Origin of the sequence: Cyclobacterium plantarum (assembly GCF_011290685.1) — a bacterium.
Taxonomy (GTDB): domain Bacteria; phylum Bacteroidota; class Bacteroidia; order Cytophagales; family Cyclobacteriaceae; genus Cyclobacterium; species Cyclobacterium plantarum.
Map to the genome: position 1 here is coordinate 87,919 of NZ_JAANYN010000002.1, position 23,853 is coordinate 111,771.

A 23,853-nucleotide genomic window follows, 5' to 3' on the forward strand; every position below is an offset into this window, starting at 1 on the left:
TTGGCTTATTGAAAATCATCCAGGCTTAGCCTGACCAAAGATATCTTTTCATAAGGGCTTTGATCCCCTTTTTCGAAGAGACAGAGAATTTCGCCATTCGGCATTACAGCCAAGGCAGAATAAGCTGAAGGACCGTCAAAAAGCAGTTGCGAAGCTTCCCATGTTCTTCCACTATCGCGGCTTAATTTTACGGTCATGTTTTCCCTTTTCGTGCTTGAAGGATTGGCAAATAAAACCAGATCTCCGGTGGGGTCCTCTGGCCAGGAATACCGGATTAAAGCCGCCTGACAAACCGGTTCCACTAATGCCAGTGCCTCCACCGGATCCGACCAGGAACCTCCCCCATCCTGGCTTACTGATAAAGCCCTTCTGTTTTTTCCGAAGTAGGATCGCATATTCATCAACAGGGTGCCCTTGCCATCCGCCATTTCAATGAGCTGGCTTTCGTTCATTTTAGGTCTGATCACTCCTCCCAGCTGCCAGGTTTTGCCATTATCATCACTGTATACCACATGAGCACCATATTCATATTTTCCTCCCCTTACATTTCCTTTCGGATCATCGTAACTGTGGTTGGCCGGAATAACCAATCGCCCTTTATGGGGACCGTTTTTAATTTGAATCCCTACTCCCGGACCGGTTGCATACCAGCCCCATTCAGGACGCTTGACGCCAGAAGTAATATCCCTGGGTTCAGACCATGTTTTCCCATGATCTGTTGAGGACATGACAAAAACCCTGCGGGTATCCTTGCTGCGTTTTAAAATGATATCACCTTCATGGTCATCACCCCTGTTCCAGGTTAATAGCAGGTGAATATCGCCTGTAGTTTCATCCAAAACCGGATTGGGATTGCCACAGACATTGTCACCATCATCCCAGATGACCTCCTGTTTGGTCCAGGTTCGCCCACCATCGACAGATTTTTTTAATAGCAGGTCTATATTACCCGTGTCTCCACGGCCAGACTTTCTGCCTTCCGCAAAGGCCAGCAAAGTACCATCCTTTGCCAATAAAAGCGAAGGAATCCGGTAAGTATGGTACCCATCCTCTCCATTAACAAAAAGATCCATTTCTTCATTACCTGGAATTATAGAAGTGCGCTCCCCGTCAGGGGATACGCTCAAGCAAAAAACAAGTAAAAAGTACAGTACCATAATGAAAACAACATTAGAAAATTTGTATGAAATTATTTTTTAACAATAGATCATGAAAACTACTCCTCGTAGCCTTCCGGATACCTTATAATCTGTAATAAATAGGGTTTTTGGAGAAATTCCCTGGCGATTGACTGCACCTGATCTGCAGTCACCCCCAATACCCTGTCCTCAGCACCCAAAACCGTATCTAATGGCATATCTCCACTAATTGCCGCACTGATTTGCCCGTGCCAAAATCCGTTCCGCTTCAAATTTTCTTCCAGTGAGATGCGTTTGGTTTCCCTCACTTTTTCAAGGTCCTCCGCATCGGGACCATTTTCCTGAATTTTCTCAATTTCCTTCCATACCTCATCGGTCAATTCCTGAACCGCATCCGGCCCACAGGGGAAATTTATGGTGAAGGCAAACCGTTCTTCAGGAACTCTGCTCAAAGCCCCTCTGGCGCTGACCCCATATACGCCACCGATTTCCTCCCTCAAAGTTTCTATCAATTTGATGGTCAATATTTCACCCAAATAGGAGAATTGCTGGGATTTTTCCAGGTCGTAGGGAGTTTCACCATTAAAATACAAAATCACCTGACTTTTGTCATCTACTCCTACCTTTATTAGTTCCCTTTGGTTGCTGGGTGGCCGGATTCCCAGATCAATGAATTCTTCTTCCTCTTCCAAAGGATTTCCCGTCAAGCTTCCCAGGTAAAGTTCTATCAGGGGTATGGCCGTTTCCAGATCAATATTTCCAGTGAAAAGGAATTCAAAATCGGCAATATCCCCAAACCGCTCCCGGTAGATTTCCAGACTTCTTTCCACTTCAATGGCTTCCAGCTGTTCCGGAGAATAAATGCCCATCCCCCTAGGATTGCCATTGCTGATGATTTCATTGACTTTTTTATTGAACTGAAAATCAGGATTGACAGCGGCACTTTCCAATTGGTTTTTCTGGTTGGTCAAAAAGACCTCCCAAAGATCTTTGTCCATTCTGGGTTCACTGAAATACAGGTGGATCAGCTGCAGTGCCAATTCGAAATCTCTTGGAGAAGTGTTACCTGAAATATTTTCGGAATAGGTGCCAATATTCGGGGTCACCTGCACATTTTTACCTGCCAATACCTTTCTCAAATCGGACGGAGAGAAATCTCCAATCCCCATGATATTGACGGCGGTACCTGCATAGGCGGCACTGTAATGATCTTCTTCGGGATAAAGAGAAGTTCCCCCCTCACTGGATCCCGTAAAGAGAATCTCTTCATTTTTAAACGTTGTAGGCTTAAAATGGACTTTCAACCCATTTTCCAGCATTACCGTAACAAGCCCCACTGATGCCAATGTATCCACAGTTTTTATTTTTCCTGGTTCCGGGAAACTAAGTAACAATTCTTCTCTCAATTCCTTTTCCTGATAGGGATCTGTTTCGATCTCCCTTGCATTTTCCAATAAGGCCAGTAATTCGGATTCGCCTGGAAGGCTTGCCTTATCTTTCTCAGGAGCAGTGATGATCACCACCGTATTGTCATCCCGTATCAATTGCGCAGCCAGTTCATTCACTTCACTTAGGGTAATTTGGGGAATAATTTCCTGGTAAATCTCATGCCTTTTCTCCGACCCTTCCGCAAAACTCTGGTTCAGGAAATGAGAGACATACCTGCCCACCAGGGATCTGGATTCCGCCTTGTCCATTTCCTTGAAACTGCGTTCTGCACTATTTAAGAGTGAGCGTTTCACCCGCTCCAGTTCACTTTCGGTAAAACCATGTTGCATCAGGCGCTGATTTTCCTCTAAAAAAGATTGCAAGCCAGCTTTGGCTTTGCCCGGGCCTACTACACCTGAAGTGGTAAAAAACTCCAGGCCTTTCACCAGACTGCCATACCTGGCCCCTGCAAAAATAAAAGGTGCGTCAGGTTTTTGCCGGATCGCATCCAGCCTTTGGGTCAGCATGCCCCCAAACATGGTTCTTAACACCCTATCTTTGTAGTCCTGGTAGGTTCGGGTGGGTTCAGGCTGGTGTTTGTAGTACAACTGAACCTGAATACCTGGTGCCTCCTCATCTGTAACGATCTTCACAAAATTCTCTTCATGCTCCGGAACTTCATGATAGGTCCTCTCGGGTGCATCTACTGGATTTTCCAGGTCTTCAAAATACTTCATGATCAATGCTTCAACCTTATCGGGAGGCACATCACCGACGGCGACAATAGCCATCAATTCAGGTCGGTACCAATCTTTGTAAAATGCACGGATTAGGCTATCCGATGCATTTCGAATGATGTCCATATCTCCTATGGGAAGTCTCCTAGCATATCGGCTATCATGAAGCAGTACGGGCAGATAAGCGTCACGCATGCGCTGATCCACTCCTTGTCCGGTCCGCCATTCTTCCACTACTATCCCCCTTTCCGCATCAATATCCTCAGACTCCAGCAAAAGTCCTCCAGCCCAATCCCGCATCACCTGAAAACCATTATTCAATTTCTCTTCTTCATCTGTGGGAATGGGCAACATGTAAACCGTTTCATCAAAGCTGGTATAGGCATTCAGGTCACTGCCAAAAGCGACACCTATGGATTGTAAATAACTGATCAGTTCGTTTTTCTCGAAGTTTTCGGAGCCATTGAAAGCCATGTGTTCCACAAAATGGGCCAGACCAAGCTGGTTATCCTTCTCCTGCATGGACCCCGCCTTAATCGCCAGGCGAAGCTCCAATTTGCTTTCAGGTTTGGGATTATACTGTATGTAATACTGCATCCCATTTTCCAACTGCCCAATTTTAACCCTGCTATCCAGCGGCACAATTTGAGAAGAATCGACCTGGGCCAGGTTGGAAAAAACAATGAAACTAAAACATAGGGTTAATAAAAACTGCTGCCTAATCTTCATTTTATATATCGTAAAAAGAAAGTTATTTGCTCAATAAGACAGTCAATATGCTAAAATAATCTGCCATTTGAAAAAAAATCGGCACAAATGGAGGCAAATTTTGGATGGCTGGTTTAAACGACTAATATTTACAAGTCCAGGATTGGAAATCCTGGTTAAGCTTTCGATATTTGATTTCAAATCCGGATTTAATGATGCTGAAAAATATTTTCACAGTAACTTTGGCCGTAACGGTCATGTTTGCCTGTTCCTCTCCTCCCCTGATGCGTTTTACCCTTGAAAGTGGGGATGTGGAAAGGAAAAACAGCCCTTTATTGATTTCAATCGACAAGGAGCTTTCCGTTGGTAGTAATTATGAGTTGATCCATGAAGAGAGCGGACAGGCCTATCCTGCCCAGGTTTTAGAATCTGGCCAATTATTGGTTTTTATTGATTCCATGGCAGCTCGAACTACAGCAAGTTATGCCCTGAGACAAAATACTGAGGAAAAGGCAACAATTCAAGGTCCGGCGATAAGCAGCTCGGAAGAAGGGCTTGAAATTGCTATTGATGGAAATCCGGTGTTGTTTTACCAGACGGCCACTGCTTTTCCTCCGGAGGGATTACCCGATTACTATAAAAGAAGTGGCATGATCCACCCACTTTACAGTCCCGATGGGCAGGTGCTCACAGATGCTTTTCCTGCCGGGCACACCCACCAACATGCCATTTTCAATGCCTGGGTAAATACCCGATTCAAAGGAGAAAAAGTCGACTTCTGGAACCAGCATCAGGAGACCGGTACGGTTGAACATGTGGATTTGGTACATACAGAAGAAGGCGTAAACACCGCATTGTTTGAAAGCATATTGAGCCACATCAGCCTGAAGGATGGAGAAGTCCTGGAAGAAAAATGGCGGGTCATGGTGTATCCAACTTCTGATTACTATTTATTTGACCTGTATTCAGAGCAAACCAATACCAGCAACGATACTTTGTTTGTATTGGATTATCATTATGGCGGCATGGGTTTCCGGGGTAGCAGAGAATGGAATGAAGTGGATTCGGTCCATTTTACCAATTCATGGAATATCATGACCTCGGAAGGCTTTACCAATGAAAATGCCAACCATACGCATGCTGCCTGGGTGGCTGCATTTGGCGAGGTGGATGGAAAAACCGCAGGAAGCACAATATTCGGGTTTCCGGATAATTTCCGTTATCCGCAGGCTATCAGGGTTCATCCTACCATGCCCTATTGGGTGTATGCGCCCATGGTAGATGGAGAATTTTACATTGCTCCCGGAGAAACCTTTAAAAGTAGCTTTAGGTATTATGTGCACCAGGGTGAACCCGATGAAAAGGTGATTGAAAATATTACCAATGACCTGATGAACCCCATACGGGTAAATGTTTTAGACTAAACGAAAGATGAGGTAAGTGTTTTTGGATGGTTTGGCATTAATTCCGGAATTTCCCGGACATGGTCAACTGGTGAATCTCCTGCATTTCTGTTTCATCCAGAGCCCGGTCAAAAATGGCAAGTCCACCAATCAAACCATTGAAAAAATTACCCATTCCCCTTTGTAATACAACGGCCCCAACCGTAAAATCGGAACCATTGTCCCCTAATCCATCCGGAAAATAGTAGGGGTTTTTGGAATGGACCAACCCTTCTGGCAATCCCGGAAATCCTTTGGTGTTTTTGATGGGCTCAGGAGCCCTTTCCTTAAATTCTCCATCCAGATAAGATTTGATATTCTGACCGTCATAGGTAAAAGCTATAAAATGCCAATTATCCGTATCTAGTTCTTGTTTGCTGGCAGAATAATCACAACTATACGGAAAAGGAGGGGTAGCTCCACCGGAAGCGGAAACATGTCCACAAACCTGATTGGCCCCATTGTAGTGTGGAAGATCTACAAATAGTCCATATTGTCTTTTTCCCCCATCGGTATATTCATTCCACATCCCTCCTACAAACCCTGTCTTTCCTTGCCATTTCACCCATGCCATTACCGTAATCCCCTGCATTTTTCCATGAATATTCAGAGCACCAGTCTTTTCATGTGGACGTGCCATAAATGCCTCCTCTTTAAAAACGGCAGAAAAGCCTGACAGAGGTCCTTCCTCGATTCTTGAAATTGGACCATTCATCTCTTTCAAGGAAAAACTCCCCCTACCTATCGCCTTTCTTTCGTTTCCGGCCGCTTCCTTAAAATCCCAAAGGGCCACCAAACCGTTTTTCTCTGCTAATGTCCGGATTGGTTCCTGCCTACCAAAAGTGGCCTGTGTAGCAACAAAAACCATCCACATGGTAAACTGAAAAATTCTTTTTCCTATCATTGGTTCAGATTTCTTTGTGAAAAGAAATATTTTTATATTGATTGCTTTTCAATTTTGTAAATTTATAAAATATTACCTTTTTACCTGATAAATCTTAATGATGAAACAAGTCAATTTTCTACTGACCAATAGCCTTGTCCTTTTATTCACTTTTGCCCTGGCAGCTGCATCCTGCACCAATCAGAAAGCAAAAGAGACATCGGCCCCGAAACCTCCGAATATTTTATTTATTTTCACAGATGACCATGCCTTTCAGGCGATAAGTGCCTATGAAGACAGGTTGGCAGCCCTGGCCCCCACCCCCAATATTGATAGAATTGCCAGGGGAGGCATGCGCTTTGACAAAGCATATGTGACCAATTCCATTTGTGCCCCATCAAGAGCTACCATACTTACAGGAACCCATAGCCATGTAAACGGGCACCGCACCAATGGAGATATTTTTGACGGAAACCAAATCACTTTTCCCAAACTTCTGAAAGAAAACGGATATACCACTGCCCTGATAGGTAAGTGGCACTTGCGGTCAGCGCCTACTGGATTTGACCATTGGGAAATCCTTCCCGGTCAGGGGCATTATTACAATCCGGATTTTATTTCTGCCACGGATACCGGAGCTGTGGAAGGCTATGTTTCTGACCTGATCACAGAAAAGTCCCTGGCCTGGCTGGAAGCCAACAAAAGCGAAGATAAGCCTTTTCTGCTGATGCTTCAACACAAGGCACCGCACCGGGAATGGGAAAAAGGTCCGGATCACCTGGATTTGTATGAAGACATCACCTTCCCCGAACCAGACAACCTTTTTGATGACTACAGTACCAGAGGTACCGCAGCCAGGGAACAGGACATGACCATCGAAAAAACCATGCAAATGGCTTCTGATCTGAAAATATGGACAGCAGATAGCAAAAATCAAGGTAGCTTTAACCGCACCTATGGCAGGATGAATGAGGAGCAAAGAGCCGCATGGGATGCCGTCTATGATCCCATAATTGAAGAGTTTCAGGAATTGAACCTCTCTGGGGAAGAATTGGTGAAGTGGAAATACCAAAGGTACATGAGGGATTATCTGGCCACCATCCGATCTGTAGATGATAATGTCGGAAGGGTGCTGGACTATCTGGAAGAAAACGGGCTGGATGAAAACACCCTGATCGTCTATACCTCTGATCAGGGTTTTTATTTGGGGGAGCATGGTTGGTTTGACAAACGTTTTATGTATGAGGAGTCGTTCAGAACGCCGCTGTTGATGCAGTGGAAGGGCAAAATACCGGAAGGAAGTGTGAATAAAGATCTGGTGTCCAATCTTGATTTTGCACAGACCTTTCTTGACATTGCAGGCGTGGAAGCACCTGACCGCATGCAGGGCCGAAGCCTGCTTCCATTGATGATGGGAAATACTCCCGACGACTGGAGGGACTACCTATATTACCATTACTATGAATTCCCAGGCGTTCATAGCGTCCAAAAGCACGAAGGAGTGACTGGCGAGCGGCATAAACTCATGCATTTTTACGAACTCGATGAGTGGGAATTGTATGATCTGGAGAAAGATCCCATGGAGATGAAAAATGTGTATGACCAACCGGAATATGACTCCATCCAGTCAAAGCTTAAGGACCGTTTGAAAAGGATCAAAACCCAATATGGTGTCATACACCCGAAAAGTGACTATTAAGCAGCATTAAACCCAAAAACATGCGGATCAGCTATTTCATTATTCTAAGCCTGCTAGTGTTTGGTTGTGGCCAGAACAAAGGCAGTAACAACGAAATCGATCTTTCAGGACCCGTTCAATTGAAAATTGTGCAGGATGAATCCACCGGACAAATCAAGGTGATTAGAGCCGATTTGCCGAAAAAACCAATTTTGATTCAGGAAGCCAAAGAAAATTTCAGGCCTTATATCCATCCCATACTTGCCCCTGATGGCAAGGGTGTTTTGACGGAATACAGTCCCGGGCACCACAAACACCAAACAGGGTTATACTGGGGCTTCACCCAGGTCAATGGCAGGGATTATTTTCACCATCCTGAGGGCAGCCACTGGCGAAAAATAGCCGCTAACGTATTGCAGACAGGAGGAGAAAAGGTAGCCTGGCAAACGGTATACGAAATGCTGGATAGCCTGGGCCAACCCCTCATGACGGAAACCCAAAATTGGTCCTTCACCATCAATGAAGGACAATATTACCTGGACCTGGAATGGGTAGGCCAGGCAGAAAAAGCAGTAAAAATTGGAAAGTACGATTATGGAGGATTGTTTCTCCGAATGCCCTGGAAGGAAGGAATGGATGCAGCAGTGGTCAATACGGCCAGGCAAACAAATGAAATGGCTGAGGGGAAGCCTTCTATGTGGCTCAATTTAGGGATGCAGGTCCCCGATCGCAATGACCGGGTCAACGTTGCTTTGTTTGACCATCCCGATAACAAGGGCTATCCCCAAAAATGGCGGGTTGATGGACAGTTTGGTGTGGGACCTGCCTACACCCGTGATCAGGATTGGGAAATAGCTTCAGGAGAAAAATTGGTTTTGAAACACCGCCTGCTAATTTATACAAATGAATTTCAGGACCTGGCATTGACAGAGGCCTGGGGGAAATATACTGGAAATACCGGCATGTACAATACCACGGCCCTCTGGAGAATTGCCCAGGAGGAAGGGAGAAATGCTAAATTTCTGAGTCCGGAGGAAGCAGTGGAAGAAATGACTGTCAAAGCCGGTTTTGAAGTCAATGTCTATGCTGCCGAACCCATGATCACCCAACCCATGGCATTTTGCTGGGATGACAAAGGCAGGCTTTGGGTGGCTGAAAACAGGGATTATGAATCCCGCGGTCATGGGTTTTCCAATGCCGGTGACAGCCGGATCCTGATATTGGAAGATAGTAACGGGGATGGTATCGCAGATAAAAAAAAGGTTTTTATGGAAGGCCTGGCTTTTCCGGCAGCTTTGGCCGTTGGATTTGACGGGGTATATGTGGGGGCACCTCCCAACCTGCTGTTTATCCCCGACAAGGATGGAGATGACAAGGCAGATGCCGATGACATCGAAGTCTTGCTTACAGGTTGGGGCATAAGAGACCGTCATGAAACCCTTAACAGCTTGCATTGGGGGCCAGATGGCTGGTTATATGGATTGCAGGGCTTTGCGACCCCATCCAAAATCAGGAAACCAACGATATCGGAAAAAAAGAAGCTTTACGGACACCAGGATCCCTTTCCTGAAGATTTGCTGGAAGCTGAAGGAGTGGATATCAACGGAGGTGTCTGGCGCTACCATCCCACCAAAGACCAATTTGAGGTAGTGGCACATGGATTCAGCAATCCCTGGGGTATAGATTATGATTCCAAGGGCCAATTGATCATGAGTGCCTGTGTGATTCCCCATCTTTGGCATGTGGTACCGGGGGGCATTTACCACCGGCAGGGAGGCCAGCATTTTAACCCATATGTTTATGAAGACATCAAAACCATCACAGACCACAGTCACCGGTCTGCCCATGGCGGAGCCAGGATTTATCAGTCAGATGCCTTTCCCGAGGAAGAAAAGGGCAAGGTTTTTATGGCCAATATTCATGAGCATGCCGTATTGACAGATAAACTGGTTCCCAAAGGTTCCGGATTTAGCGGACAGCATGGAGATGATTTTTTATTGGCCAACAATGCCCAATGGGTAGGTTTCAGCATGGAAATTGGCCCGGAAGGGGGAGTTTATGTTTTGGATTGGCACGATGCAGATATCTGTGGCCAGGAAGTGCTTCATGGCGAAACCGGCAGAATATTCAGGATAATGCCAGACCAATCCCAGGCAGAAAACTGGGATGGAAGATTTGGAGACCTCAATGAGCTAACGGATTTTGAGTTGGTTGATCTTCAGACCAGTAAAAGTGACTGGCATTCCAGAAGGGCCAGGGGTATTTTGCAAAAGAGAGCTGCCAAAGCCTCATTAAACCAAGAGAGCATATCCAGAATAAAAAATATTTTTGAAAATAATAAAAATCCCGATTTTCGCTTGCGTGCACTTTGGACCTTGCACCAGATCAATGGTTGGCAGGAAGAGGAGTTAATTGCCGTTTTGGAGGATCGGGATCCCTATATCAGGGCCTGGGGCATTCAGTTGCTATGCGAAGACCAAAACCCTCCTGAAGCAGCAAGGGAAAAATTTCTGGTGCTGGCGGAGCAGGATCCTGCTGCTGCCGTCAGGCTATACCTGGCAGCTGCACTGCAAAGGATTCCGGAGGACTGGAAATGGGAAATTGCAGCTGCCCTGATGCAGCGGGAGGAAGACAAATCGGACCATAATATCCCAAAAATGATTTGGTTTGGGACAGAACACTTCATGGAGGTGAACCCGGAAAAACTACTTGCTTTGGCTGCTCAGTCCAAAATTCCCCTACTTACCCGATTCATCGCCCGGAGGGCCGTAGACGAGGATTTGTTGACACCTTTGGTAGCCACCATAAGCCAGGCGAAGGAGAACAAAGAGCAGCTTTTGGAAGGCATGCTCAATGGCATGGAAGGCCGTACGGACCTGGAAGTGCCCGCCAATTGGAAAGAAACTGCGGAACAACTCGATCGGGGTAGCGGGCTGCGCGACCTTGCTGCTCAAATTTCTGCCCGGTTTGGAGATGCCGAAGCTACCCAGAAAGCATTGGCAGACATACAAAATAAGTCAGAAAGCAAAGAAGTTAAAGTCAGGGCCATACAGATGCTTGCAGCTCAGCAGAAAGCAGTATTGATTCCTCTGCTTCCCGGTCTTTTAGATGACAGGCAATTGAGATCAGCGGCCATTCACGCAGTAGCAGGCTATAACAGGGAAGCATTGGGGAAAAACCTGATCGATTTGTATCCCCGGGCGTCTGAAGAAGAAAAAACCGCCATCCTTCAAAGCCTGTCCTCCCGCCCTGTCTATGGAAACCTGTTGATGGAGGAAATCAAATCGGGCAACATACCAAAGAAAGAAATTCCCGTTACCCTTGCCAGGCAGTTGCACCGGGTAATCGGTAGTGGTTTTGTGGAAGTCTGGGGCCCTATAGAGCATGTTCCCAACGATAAGGCAGCCTATGAGAATTACAGGAGTATCCTGACAGCAGATGCCCTGAAACAAGCCAACCTTCAAGCCGGCAAGAAATTGTTCCTGCAATCCTGCGGAAGCTGCCATAAAATGTTTGGTGAAGGGGCAGACATTGGACCGGACTTAACGGGGTCCAACCGGCAGGATCCGGATTACATTCTTTTGAATGTACTGGAACCAAGTGCTGAAATTCAGGATGCCTACCGACTGGTAATCATCACCACGCTGGATGGCAGAACATATACCGGGAATGTAGTAGCGGAAAGCCCCAGGCAAATCACCTTAAAAATTGCCGGGCAAGATCCCGTTCAAATCAATAAGTCCAACATTCAAAACAAAGAAATTACAGATCTTTCCCTGATGCCTCCGGGTTTGTTTGAGCCTTTATCCAATCAGGAAGTGGTGGATTTGATGGCTTACCTGCAAACCCAGAGGCAGATAAAATGAGTCTTTGATCAGTAAATTTTTATCCTTAAACCTGCGGCATTGGTCAACAAATGATTCCATTTTGAGGAGGGAGATCCCCAAAGAGGCTGCTCCCCAAAATATTTACCCACTTCATATTGGAGTTTGTAGTAAACAGCCACATATGGATTGAACTCGAAATTGACACCCACATTAGGTGCTACTACGGCTCTGGTAAAAATCCTGGTGCCGTTATTGGCTGGAACGGTCATTGGCTGTTCTGATTTGGGAGTAATAAACTGAAATCCTGCATCAGCCCCATAAAAAAAAGAAAAGAAATCATTGTAATAATAATCGTAGCGATAAGTCCCTTTGGTGGTTATTAATTGTTGGTATTGTCCGGTAGAATCCTCCTCTCCTGCACTTATTCTGTTCATCCGGAAAATTCCTACATTCAGGCCCCAGGTGATCATATCAGCAGAAAAAGGAGCCAATTCCTGTCGACCGGCAGCCAATTCAATACCTAAAGCCGGGGAATAAAAATCGTTTTGTTTGCCCATTAAAAATTTATGGGTGATTCCTGTGCTCAGTTCGAGTTCCTGTGCCAAGCCCTTTTCGCTAAACAAAGCCAAAAAGATTACTGCAATTAAGACAATTGGTTTGGTTTTCATTTTTAAGGAATTATTTCCGTTTCCATGGCCCGTTTTTTCAGTTCATGGGCTTTCAAATGTTCTTTGAGTCGGGAGGCAATTTCTATACCAAAAAGCTTACCTTTGTATAAAATTTTGACGAGGATTGAATAGCTTTACAGACGGTAGACATATTTGGCAACATGGGGATCAGCGGGTTCACCTTTTAAAGGAAAAAGCCATTTGGGTGGAGGAAGAAAAAGCCATTTTGGTGGCAGATACGCATTTTGGAAAGGCCGGACATTTTAGAAAATCAGGGATTCCCATCCCGGAAACTGTCCATGTAAACGATTACCTCAAAATCCATCAACTGATTTTAAAATTAGGTGCCCGGAAAGTTTATTTTTTAGGGGATCTATTTCATAGTGATCATAATGATACATGGACAGAGCTTCTGGATTTTCTGGACAATAATCAAGAGGTAAGCTTTTATCTGGTCTTGGGAAATCATGATGTAATGCCAGCAAAAATATATGCAAGCAGTAGATTAGAAATCATTCCGGAATCATACATGATGGGCAGCTTAATTTTGAGCCATGAGCCTTTAAAAAAAGTGGCAGAGGGAAAACTGAACGTTTGTGGGCATTTGCATCCTGGACTTCTCATCAAGGGTAAAAGCAAGCAATTTTTAAAGTTACCTTGCTTTTATTTCAGTAAGCAGCACTTGATCATGCCTGCATTTGGCAGTTTTACCGGGTTGATGAAAATGTCAGCTGCTGCAGCTAAAACCGTAATGGTAACCACCCCAGAGTCGGTGATCCCGATCAAATTAAAAAATAAGGTTTGTTAAGTTAATATACCTGATTAATTTTGATGCGAATAAATACCATATAATGGCCAAATTGCAGAGAAAAAAAACAAAACTGGGAAGCTATAAGTTTGCCAGCGTGCTATTTAGTATCACCCTGTCTTTGCTAATGATGGGTTTATTTGGTGTGATCGTCATTCAGGCCAAAAAACTAACCTCCCTGATAAGAGAAAACATCGAAATACAAGTATTCCTCAATAAAGACCTGGGTCAATCTTCTATTGACAGGCTACTTGAACAAATGGACTCTAAGCCCTATGTGCTCCAAAAGGAAAGTGGGCAGGTGATACAATATACTTCCAAGGAAGATGCAGCAAGTATTTTTTTGGAGGAAGTAGGTGAAGATTTCACGGCTTTTCTGGACGAAAACCCACTCAGGGACTCATTTACTTTTTCCGTGAAAGATGAATTTCAAACTTCAGAAGAAATAGCTGTAATTGTTGCTCAGTTGGAAAAGATGCCAGGGGTTTTCGAAGTGACATACATGCAGGACATGGTGGCCTCCATCAACGAAAACCTGTTGAAAGTCAGCATAGTGTTGGGAACCCTAATCTTAATTTTGCTGGTTACGGTGGTAATTCTCATAAGTAACACCATAAAGCTGGCCTTGTTTTCCCAGCGATTTTTGATCAGGAGCATGCAGTTAGTCGGTGCCACAAAGGGTTTTATCCGGCGGCCTTTCCTTTGGCGGTCTTTTCTGTATGGGGCTTTGGCCGGTATAATCGCCTCATCCATTATTTTCACCCTATTGGAATATGGTAAAAATTTCATTGAAGGACTTCAGTTGTTGTACGACACAGAATTACTCATCATGCTTTTTGGGGGCTTGATTTTGCTGGGTGCCCTGATGTCCTGGCTAAGCACTTATCGATCTATAAATAAATACCTGAATATGTCCCTGGACGAACTTTATTAAAATTATGAAAAACAATCCACTACCTTTCACCAGAAAGAATTACCAATTGATGCTGATAGGCATTGCCATTATTGTTTTGGGATTCACCATTATGGGCATGGATCAACAATTACATGGTTTTGGGTTTATGGGGCTTACCCTGGGCCCAGTCATCGTGCTTTTTGGTTTTCTTTTTCAATTTTATGCCATCTTTTATAACAAGAAATAATAAATGACTTTTTTTGAAGCAATAATTCTGGGAATAGTCCAGGGATTAACGGAATTTTTACCCGTATCTTCCAGTGGTCATTTGGAAATCGCTGCCGCCTTGTTGGGAAGCAAAAATTTACCTGAAGAAAGTTTGATGTTTACGGTGGTGGTTCATTTCGCAACAGCCCTTAGTACCATCGTCGTGTTTAGAAAAGATGTATACGAAATAATTAAGGGACTTTTTCAATTCAAAGACAACGAAGAAACCAGATTTTCCCTCAAGGTAATCCTTTCTATGATACCTGCCGTGGTCATAGGTTTGCTTTTTGAAGAGCAGTTGGAACAACTTTTTGGAGGTAAGGTAGTTTTCGTTGGATTTATGCTATTGGTTACCGCAATACTTCTTTTTCTGGCTGACAGGGCAAAAAATACCGGGAAGCCGGTTTCTTTTTCACATTCGGTCATCATTGGCCTGGCGCAGGCAGTTGCCATGTTGCCCGGAATTTCCCGGTCCGGAGCCACCATTTCTACTTCCGTCTTATTGGGTATTGATAAAAACAGGGCTGCGAGATTTTCCTTTCTTATGGTAGTACCACTGATTTTGGGTAAAATAGGAAAAGATATATTAGATGGTGCGCTTACCTACCAAAACGAACAATTTACCACCATGCTTGTGGCATTTATTGCGGCATTTATTGCGGGCTTACTTGCCTGTACCTGGATGATTCAACTGGTAAGGAAAAGTAAGCTGAGTTATTTTTCTGTTTACTGTTTGGTCGTTGGCTTATTGGCCATATTATCAGCATGGTTTTAATGGACAGGCCGGAAAAACCATATGGAGCTGTATTTCTGGTAGACAAACCTTATCAATGGACTTCATTTGATGTGGTAAAAAAAATCAGAAATGCCCTGAAAGTGAAAAAGGTGGGGCATGCCGGGACCCTGGACCCATTGGCAACCGGCTTATTGATCATCTGTGCAGGAAAGGAAACAAAAAATATAGAAAAATATCAGGCGAGGGAGAAGGAATATGTGGGTTCTTTTGTACTTGGTAAAACCACTGAATCCTTCGACCTGGAAAGAGAAGTAAAGCAAATAGCCGATCCTTCCCACTTAAAAAAAGAGGAGATTTTACAGGCTGCCCAATCCCTGACAGGTGACATCATGCAAATCCCCCCCCATCATTCTGCCATCAGGAAAGATGGGAAAAGGGTATATGAATCAGCCAGAAAAGGCTTTGAAGTAAAACTGGATCCCCGGCCGGTAACTGTAAAAACCTTTGAAATAACCGGTATTGATTTGCCTGAAATCCATTTTAAAATTGTTTGTTCCAAAGGAACATATATCCGAAGCATTGCAAGGGATATGGGAGAGCTGCTTGGGGTGGGTGCCTATCTTTCTGCATTAAAAAGGACAGCCATAGGAGAGTTCAGGCTGGAAAATGCCTGGAAACTGGAATTACTGATAGACAAAATTAAAAGTGAGCAGCATGAAAATCTATAAATCTCTTGCTGATTTACCCAATTTTAAAAACCCGGTAGTAACTATTGGAACCTTTGACGGTGTACACCTTGGACACCAAAAAATTCTCAAAAGATTGCAGGACATTGCCCATACCATCCAGGGAGAAACCGTATTGGTTTCCTTTTGGCCCCATCCCAGAATGGTTTTATCTCCTGAAAATCACGGCATACAATTGCTAAATACATTTTCGGAAAAAACAGTTTTGCTGGAGCATTTCGGAATTGATCATTTGATCAGCATTCCATTCACCCCTGAATTTGCGGCACTTACATCGGATGAATTTATCCAGGGCATATTGGTCCAAAAAATTAAAACCAGAAAACTGGTAATAGGTTATGACCACCGGTTTGGCAAAGGCAGGGCTGGAAGTTTTGAACATTTAAAAGCCCAACAAGAAAAATACAATTTTGATCTTGAAGAGATCCCCCGTCAGGACATTGATGATGTTGGCATTAGCAGTACCAAAATAAGAAAAGCCCTGAACAAGGGCAACATTGCCATTGCCAATGAGTTTTTAGGGAGGCCTTACCAATTGGAAGGAACCGTAGTTCAGGGGGATAAAATCGGTCGCTCCTTGGGATTCCCCACGGCCAATATAAAAGTGGAGGAACCGGATAAACTGATTCCGGCAGATGGGGCTTATCTGGTAACTGTTGAAATAGGAAATGAAAGCTTGGATGGTATGCTGAATATAGGCAACAGACCTACCGTAAGCGGAGCCAAAAAAAGTATAGAAGTCCATATACTCCACTTTCAGAAGGAAATTTATGGTGAGAACATTCGGGTCTTTCTTCTTGACTTTTTGAGGGCACAAAAAAAATTCGCAAATTTAGAGGACCTGAAAGCCCAACTAGAAAAGGACCGGCAAGTTGCAGGGGATTTTTTTGATAAAAGAAAAAAGGATACGCATGATAGATAAAAGGGTAGCCAATGCTTCGGAAGCCACAAGCGATATCGCTGACGGGGCAGTATTGTTATTGGGTGGTTTTGGTCTTTGCGGGATACCGGAGGCTTCCATTCAAGCCCTTATCCATCGCCATCTGAAGAACCTGACATGTATATCCAATAATGCCGGAGTGGATGATTTCGGAATCGGCCTTTTATTGAAAAAAAGAATGATCAGAAAGTTAATTGCCAGCTATGTTGGAGAAAATGAAGAATTCGAAAAACAATATACCGCAGGAGAACTTGAATTGGAACTTATTCCACAAGGAACCCTTGCTGAGCGAATAAGGGCAGGAGGTGCTGGTATTCCCGCATTTTTTACCCCTGCAGGAATAGGGTCTGATGTGGCCAAAGGCAAAGAGATCAGGGAGTTTGATGGCAGGTTATATTTATTGGAAAGATGGATCAAAGCAGATTTTGCCTTGATTAAGGCCTGGAAAGGAGATACGGCAGGTAACCTGATTTACAGGGGTACTGCCAGAAACTTCAATCCCCTGATGGCTGCTGCGGGTAAAATCACCATTGCTGAAGTGGAGGAATTGGTGCCTGCTGGTGAATTGGACCCCAACCACATCCACACGCCGGGAATTTACGTGCAGCGTATATTTCAGGGAGAAACTTATGAAAAAAGAATTGAGAACGTCACTGTTTCCGCCTAATCCTCCCTACAAATGCTAAGCAAAACCCAAATCGCCCAGAGGATAGCCAAAGAGATCAAAAACGGCCAATACATCAATTTAGGTATTGGTATCCCTACGCTGGTAGCCAATCATATACCTGATCACCTGCAGGTGGTCTTGCAATCCGAAAATGGCTTGCTCGGCATAGGGCCTTTTCCAAAATCGGACAACACCGATCCAGACCTGGTCAATGCCGGCAAAGAGACGATCACCATGGTCAAAGGCTCCTCTTTGTTCGATTCCGCCGAAGCATTTGCCATGATAAGGGGAGGCCATATAGATATTGCTATCCTGGGTGCCCTTGAAGTATCGGAAAATGGGGATATCAGCAATTGGAAAATTTCTTCCGGATTAATTAAAGGCGTAGGAGGTGCTTTGGATTTGGTGGCTTCTGAGGCCAGGCTTTTTGTAGCCATGCACCATTGCCACAAAGACGGGAGCTCCAAATTATTAAAGGATTGCAAATTGCCCATAACCGGAGTAAAATGTGTTCATAAAATTTTCACCGATCTCGGTGTATTCAGTATACTTCCGGAAGGAGGATTTAAACTACTTGAAAGGGCGCCGGGAGTTACGTTGGAAGAAATCAAAAGTAAAACAGAAGGCAAATTGGTGATTAAAGGAGAAATTCCGGAAATGGAAAGTTTTGATTTGGGTTGATGCCGACTGTTTCATGTGTTATAATTGTTTCTTGATGGCCACCCCGTTTAGTCGGGGCAGGCTATGGAATCTTTGACGATTAAGATATTCATTGCCCTATATGTTTAATGATGATGTTAATCGTGTCGATTTCATCATTCTTTGTTAGTTTTGCCTCCTCAAAACAAAAAAAATGAAAAAATCCGAAATCAAATTTGCAGTATCCCTTGACGATAAAAATTTGCCCAAAAGCATAGAATGGGATGCCTCAGATAAAGAAGCTGAGGGTATGGAATCAACCAGAAGTATCAGTCTGAACGTCTGGGACAACCTCAATCAAAGCACTTTGAGGATTGACTTGTGGACCGATGACATGTCTGTTGCCGAAATGAAGCGTTTTTACATCGATATTCTTGGTGGCATGGGCCAAACCATCTTGAACAGCACCGGCGATGAATATTTTTCTGAAGAAATAAAATCCCTCTGTGACCGGCTGGTAACCCATGTCAATGAGGAAAATAAATCCAAATAATTTTCAAACTTATGGCCCATATTAACATGGGCTTTTTTATATCCTACCTATCCAAACAGGAAATTTTTTAATTCTTCCCCCCCCCTTGCAGATCCAAAAGGATTGATTGGTTCGTAAGTGATTGACGGAAACCATTTAGTGTTGCTCATCCCCTTAGACTAAGCCTTGGTTTACTATAAAAATGAGCCATGCTAAAGGTTTGCTTCAATAATTTATTAACCAATAACCAACAGTATCATGTCAAAAACCAGTAAATCAAAAGTGGAAACCCCTTTGGTTTCCCGACTTAATGGTTCACGAAGATCTTTTATCAAATACGGAGGAGCCACACTTGCGGCCTCCGGATTGTTGATTTCAGGTTGTGAACACCTGGAGCAAATTCTCCCAGACAAGGGAAAGGGTAAACCCGAAGGTCACCCACGTCCGGTAAATCTGGGCAGGGGTGACACAGGCATTTTGAACTATGCCTATGCACTTGAACAGCTTGAAGCTGCATTTTACATTGAAGTGGTCAACATGCCTTACGATGGCATATCTGATGAAGAAATGGTGATCATGGAGGATTTACGGAAGCATGAAGTAGCCCACAGAGATTTCTTAAAGGCAGCCTTAGGTGATAAGGCCATTATTTCCCTGACTTTCGACTTCAGTACGGTGGATTTTTCCAACCGGCAAAGTGTCTTAAGTACTGCAAAAACCTTTGAAGATCTTGGCGTTGCTGCTTACAATGGTGCCGGCAGGTTATTTGAAAGTGCTGATTTGCTTTTGATTGCCGGGAAAATTGTTTCTGTAGAGGGAAGACATGCAGCAGCTATCAGAAGTGTTTTGGACGAGGATCCCAGGTCATTTGCAGGAAGCGATGTCATCGATGGCGATGGATTGGACAGGGCGTTTAAACCCGGGAAAGTCCTGGAAGCAGCATCCCCGTTTATCCTAAATAAAATAAATGCAAATCAATTACCAAAATCTTAAAACGGAGGAAGCAATCATGAACATATTTAAATTATTAAAAAATTATGATGTGAAGCCTGAAGGAATGGAAAACTTCATATCAAGAAGAGACGCCTTTGAAAAACTGGTTGGATTAGGTAAAAAAGCGGCTTTTGCAGCAATACCCCTTTCACTTGCCGGTGTAGCAGCAAATAACAAGGCTTCTGCTCAATCTGCGACTACCGAAGATCTGGCTGATGTGCTTAATTTTGCATTGACACTGGAATATCTGGAAGCGGAATTTTATACAATGGGATTGGATACAAATGGTCTTATTCCTAGCGGTAAGGACCATTCTATCATTGAGTTGATCAAATTTCATGAGGCCCACCATGTAGACTTACTGAAAATTGTCATCGATTCACTGGGAGCCACTCCGGTTTCCAAACCCCATTTCGATTTTACCGCCGGAGGAGCCTTCAATCCATTTGGGGATTACCAACAGTTTTTGGCTTTAGCACAAGCTTTTGAAGATACAGGCGTCAGGGCTTACAAGGGTCAGGCGGGGAACTTGATTTCTAATGGAGACTTATTGACCGCTGCGCTGCAGATTCATTCAGTGGAGGCCAGACATGCATCAGAAGTGAGGAGACTGAGGGGTTTGAAAGGCTGGATTCTTCAGGACCAAAGGGGTGAAGGCATGCCCGCACAAACACAGGCTGTGTATAATGGCGAGGATAACTTGGTGCAGGGAGGAGTAGATGTCACCACAGTTAGCCTTGTTGGTGCAGATGGGGTGACAGAATCCTTTGATGAGCCCCTTAATAAGCATGAAGTACTTACTATAGCTGGTTTATTTATAGTCTGAATCCTTTAATCCGGACCTGCATCAGAAAGGTTTCTTCATACCATCAATGGTCTGGATTTGACCTGGTACTGAAACAGGTCTGCAGATTTTAGGTCCAAGTAAATGCCTGAAACAGAAACAGGAGTAATTATCCACAGCGGATGAATTGCTCCTGTTTTTTTATTAGCACTAATCGCATTTTCAAATAAAACCCACCAAACCCTACAGCAATTCATTGGAATAATGGTGCAAATAAATTAAATTTTCATTACCTTAAATTAAAATTAACCGTTTAAAAATAAAATGCTGTTTCATCATTTATCTATGAAGTATCAAAATCAATTCTATAATATAAATAATGATTATGAAATTTTGACTGACAAATTAACCCATTTTGTTAACCTAAACCCAAATAAATCATGAGCATCTCTATAAAGGCATACAGGTTATCCTTCTGGATGGCAATTCTGGGGTTTTTTCTTTTTAGTGCTCAGATCAAAGGCCAGAATACGGTATCCATCTCAGGAAAAGTAGTTGAATCCGAAACCAATGAGCCTTTAATCGGGGTCAATATTTTGGTTAAGGGTAAAGTTATCGGAACCATTACGGATGTGAATGGTAACTACAACCTTACTGTCAGCCAAGCCCCACCACTGACTTTGATTTTTTCCATGATTGGCTTTGCCAGTAAGGAAGTAGAAATAGCGGATAATGAGGTAAGCGGGCTACAGGTAATTCTGGAAGAACAAACCATGCTGGGTCAGGAGGTGGTAGTCTCGGCTTCCAGGGTGGAAGAAAGTATTCTGCAATCACCGGTAACTATTGAAAAAATGGATATCCTGGATATCCGGGAAACAGCCAGCGATACGTATTACAAAGCAATTGCTAACCTGAAAGGGGTGGATGTGACCAGCACATCCATAAATTTTCAAATTTTAAACGCAAGAGGTTTTAATTCTACTGGCAATACCCGTTTTGTACAATTGACAGACGGAATGGACACCCAGGCCCCTGCCCTGAATTTTCCTATAGGTAACCTCAATGGCCCATCTGAATTGGATGTGGAAAGTGTGGAATTCATTCCCGGAGCTTCCTCAGCCCTTTATGGGCCCAATGCATTTAATGGAATTCTCCTGATAAACAGCAAAAGTCCCTTTGAATACCAGGGATTAAGTGCCTTTTACAAGCAGGGCATTAACCATGTTGCTGGAAGGGCAGGTGAGCCAGTTTCTCCTCAACCCATGTTTGAAGGATCCCTCCGCTATGCCCATGCATTCAACAATAAATTTGCCTTTAAGGTAAGTGCGACATTTATGGAAGCTGAAGACTGGTATGGAACCGACCAAACGGATCTCAATGCCGGAGCACAGGGAGATTTGTCATTTAATCCGGGTGAAAACAGGGTGCATGTTTTTGGAGATGAGGTTTCCAATAATATAGGTCTGCTGAGAAATGTCGGCGCCATACAACAACAAGCCAATGCTTTTGGACTGGGTGGTTATATTGCCAGTATTCCAGATCAGGTGGTTTCACGAACAGGCTATGACGAGCGGGATCTGGTCGATTACGGGGCAAAAAACTACAAAGTAAGCGGTGCACTTCATTACCGGCTAAATGACAGCGCAGAATTGTCCTATACCCTGAATTATGGTTCCGGCACATCGGTCTATACCGGGGCCCAACGCTACTCATTAAACAATTTCAATATTACCCAACACAAACTGGAGCTAAAAACAGACAATTATTTTTTGCGGGCGTATACGACCAGGGAAAATTCGGGAGACTCCTACATTGCCGATCTGACAGGAGTGAATATCAATGATGAATGGAAGGGAAATGCCCAATGGTTTGGGGAATATACATTGAATTACATGGGTGCACTGGCCCTTCAGCAAGTCTCTCCGGGAACCTTGGGGTCCATTGAGCAGCAAGCGGAGGCACATCGCTTCGCAAGGACTCAGGCAGATCAGGGCAGATACCTGCCTGGAACGAGCGAATTTCAAAATGCGGAACGAAATATCAGAGCTGATTTTATTCCCCAGGGTTCTTTGTTCAATGACCGGTCCAGAATGTATATGGCAGAAGGCCAATATGATTTTAAGAATGAAATTGATTTCATAGACCTTCAGGTTGGTGCTTCCTACCGGATTTATGACTTGAGGTCCAATGGAACCATTTTTGCAGACGTGGAGGGAAATGATATTTCTGTTACGGAATTCGGAGGTTATACCCAGGCTTCAAAACGAATTTTGGACGAAAAACTAAAGATCACCGGATCTGTCAGGTATGACAAGAATGAAAATTTTGAAGGACAGTTTAGTCCAAGAATTTCCGGGGTATTTACAGAAGGGAACAATAATTTCAGACTATCTTATCAGACAGGATTCCGTATGCCCACTACCCAGGCCCAACACATCGATTTAAATGTGGTGTCAGCCAGGTTGATTTCAGGGCTGCCCTACTACAGGGAAAAATACAATGTGTTTGAAAATGCCTTTTCCCTGGCTTCCGTACAACAGTATTCAGAAGCTGTAGCCGCAGGAGCCAGTCCCGTAGCAGCTTCTGCCACCAATCTTTTGGAACAGGTGGAGGACTTACCCGCATTAAGACCGGAACAGGTTAACTCCATAGAAATCGGGTACAAGGGTTTGCTTGCCGATAACCGGCTGCTGATTGACATGGCTTACTATTACAATATTTATAACGATTTTATTTCTCAAACAGCGATTAGAAAAGCACCTGGCCCTGTTTATCCAGGTGCCTCCCCAGCCACAGACCAGGGAGCCATCAATGCTGTGAATGCCCCTACCCTATTGACTCCGGTAACAATCCCGGGCCAGGAAAACACCTTCCAGACCTATACCAATATTGTGGACAGGGAAGTCCGGGCACATGGTGCTGTGATTGGTATCACTTATAGCCTGCCCAATAATTACACCATAGGTGGAAATTACAACTTTAACCGCTTGATCACTGCGTTTGAAGAGGGTTTCCTCTCAGAATTCAATACCCCCGAACACAAATACAATATCAATTTCGGGAATAGAAAAGTCGCCAAAAACATGGGATTCAACCTGAGCTACAGGTACCAAACGGCATTTCGCTGGGAATCCTCCTTTGCGCGGGGAGATGTACCAGAGGTACATAATGTGGACGCACAGGTATCCTACAAGCTGAGAAGTCTCAAATCAGTTGTAAAACTGGGAGGTTCAAATATCTTCAACAACAGGTATTTCCTGAATTTCGGGGGGCCCACTATAGGTGCCATTTATTACCTATCCATAACCTTTGATGAGTTGTTAAATTAAACCCTGA

19 protein-coding genes are annotated in these 23,853 nt (G+C 44.1%); 15 read left to right on the forward strand and 4 right to left on the reverse strand.

The features are described from left to right. Positions 1–5: 5 nt before the first annotated feature. Together G9Q97_RS04470 and G9Q97_RS04475 are read right to left on the reverse strand one after the other, a co-directional pair. Positions 6–1,127, reverse strand: a complete 1,122-nt coding sequence (locus G9Q97_RS04470) for a sialidase family protein (protein ID WP_246255416.1) — start codon at positions 1,125–1,127, stop codon at positions 6–8. An 89-nt stretch (positions 1,128–1,216) separates the two neighbouring features. Further along, positions 1,217–4,033 (reverse strand): M16 family metallopeptidase, encoded by a 2,817-nt coding sequence (locus G9Q97_RS04475; RefSeq protein ID WP_166143595.1) that lies wholly within the window; start codon positions 4,031–4,033, stop codon positions 1,217–1,219. A gap of 191 nt (positions 4,034–4,224) precedes the next feature. On the opposite strand from G9Q97_RS04475, the gene G9Q97_RS04480 reads away from it, so the two are divergent. Then, on the forward strand, positions 4,225–5,436 hold the full coding sequence (locus G9Q97_RS04480) for a DUF6807 domain-containing protein (protein ID WP_166143597.1): 1,212 nt from the start codon (positions 4,225–4,227) through the stop codon (positions 5,434–5,436). A gap of 37 nt (positions 5,437–5,473) precedes the next feature. On the opposite strand, the gene G9Q97_RS04485 is transcribed toward G9Q97_RS04480, so the two are convergent. Beyond that, a complete protein-coding gene (locus tag G9Q97_RS04485; protein ID WP_166143599.1) occupies positions 5,474–6,358 on the reverse strand; it encodes a LamG domain-containing protein in 885 nt (294 codons plus the stop codon). Between the two features lie 97 nt (positions 6,359–6,455). Here G9Q97_RS04485 and G9Q97_RS04490 point away from each other — a divergent pair, with 97 nt between their 5' ends. After that, positions 6,456–8,036, forward strand: a complete 1,581-nt coding sequence (locus G9Q97_RS04490; RefSeq protein ID WP_166143601.1) for a sulfatase family protein — start codon at positions 6,456–6,458, stop codon at positions 8,034–8,036. Between the two features lie 20 nt (positions 8,037–8,056). Next, positions 8,057–11,881, forward strand: coding sequence for a PVC-type heme-binding CxxCH protein (locus tag G9Q97_RS04495; RefSeq protein WP_166143602.1), 3,825 nt, complete (start codon positions 8,057–8,059; stop codon positions 11,879–11,881). Positions 11,882–11,889: 8 nt separating this feature from the next. Here G9Q97_RS04495 and G9Q97_RS04500 read toward each other — a convergent pair whose 3' ends face one another. Next, positions 11,890–12,510, reverse strand: coding sequence for a hypothetical protein (locus tag G9Q97_RS04500; RefSeq protein ID WP_166143604.1), 621 nt, complete (start codon positions 12,508–12,510; stop codon positions 11,890–11,892). 124 nt (positions 12,511–12,634) lie between these two features. On the opposite strand from G9Q97_RS04500, the gene pdeM reads away from it, so the two are divergent. The 12 genes from pdeM to G9Q97_RS04560 all read left to right on the forward strand — a co-directional run bounded on the left by pdeM (position 12,635) and on the right by G9Q97_RS04560 (position 23,846). Next, a complete protein-coding gene (pdeM, locus tag G9Q97_RS04505; protein WP_166143606.1) occupies positions 12,635–13,318 on the forward strand; it encodes a ligase-associated DNA damage response endonuclease PdeM in 684 nt (227 codons plus the stop codon). Positions 13,319–13,361: 43 nt separating this feature from the next. Continuing rightward, complete coding sequence (locus tag G9Q97_RS04510) at positions 13,362–14,252, forward strand: cell division protein FtsX (RefSeq protein WP_166143608.1); 891 nt, start codon at positions 13,362–13,364, stop codon at positions 14,250–14,252. Between the two features lie 4 nt (positions 14,253–14,256). Then, positions 14,257–14,460, forward strand: a complete 204-nt coding sequence (locus G9Q97_RS04515) for a DUF3098 domain-containing protein (RefSeq protein ID WP_166143610.1) — start codon at positions 14,257–14,259, stop codon at positions 14,458–14,460. Positions 14,461–14,463: 3 nt separating this feature from the next. Then, complete coding sequence (locus G9Q97_RS04520) at positions 14,464–15,255, forward strand: undecaprenyl-diphosphate phosphatase (RefSeq protein WP_166143612.1); 792 nt, start codon at positions 14,464–14,466, stop codon at positions 15,253–15,255. Continuing rightward, positions 15,255–15,944 carry a tRNA pseudouridine(55) synthase TruB gene (gene truB, locus G9Q97_RS04525; protein ID WP_166145139.1) on the forward strand — a complete coding sequence of 230 codons (690 nt, stop codon included), beginning with the start codon at positions 15,255–15,257 and terminating at the stop codon, positions 15,942–15,944. Before G9Q97_RS04520 ends, truB begins: the two co-directional genes overlap by 1 nt. Next, positions 15,931–16,884, forward strand: a complete 954-nt coding sequence (locus G9Q97_RS04530; RefSeq protein WP_166143614.1) for a bifunctional riboflavin kinase/FAD synthetase — start codon at positions 15,931–15,933, stop codon at positions 16,882–16,884. The genes truB and G9Q97_RS04530 overlap by 14 nt, the downstream gene beginning before the upstream one ends. Continuing rightward, complete coding sequence (locus tag G9Q97_RS04535) at positions 16,874–17,569, forward strand: CoA transferase subunit A (RefSeq protein WP_166143616.1); 696 nt, start codon at positions 16,874–16,876, stop codon at positions 17,567–17,569. Before G9Q97_RS04530 ends, G9Q97_RS04535 begins: the two co-directional genes overlap by 11 nt. A 12-nt stretch (positions 17,570–17,581) precedes the next feature. Continuing rightward, positions 17,582–18,250, forward strand: coding sequence for a 3-oxoacid CoA-transferase subunit B (locus G9Q97_RS04540; protein WP_166143618.1), 669 nt, complete (start codon positions 17,582–17,584; stop codon positions 18,248–18,250). A gap of 172 nt (positions 18,251–18,422) precedes the next feature. Beyond that, on the forward strand, positions 18,423–18,761 hold the full coding sequence (gene gldC, locus G9Q97_RS04545; protein WP_166143620.1) for a gliding motility protein GldC: 339 nt from the start codon (positions 18,423–18,425) through the stop codon (positions 18,759–18,761). Positions 18,762–18,998: 237 nt separating this feature from the next. Then, a complete protein-coding gene (locus G9Q97_RS04550; RefSeq protein WP_166143622.1) occupies positions 18,999–19,733 on the forward strand; it encodes a ferritin-like domain-containing protein in 735 nt (244 codons plus the stop codon). A gap of 16 nt (positions 19,734–19,749) precedes the next feature. Further along, positions 19,750–20,559, forward strand: a complete 810-nt coding sequence (locus tag G9Q97_RS04555; RefSeq protein WP_166143624.1) for a ferritin-like domain-containing protein — start codon at positions 19,750–19,752, stop codon at positions 20,557–20,559. Positions 20,560–20,957: 398 nt separating this feature from the next. Beyond that, on the forward strand, positions 20,958–23,846 hold the full coding sequence (locus G9Q97_RS04560; protein WP_394352960.1) for a TonB-dependent receptor: 2,889 nt from the start codon (positions 20,958–20,960) through the stop codon (positions 23,844–23,846). The last annotated feature ends 7 nt before the right edge of the window (positions 23,847–23,853 follow it).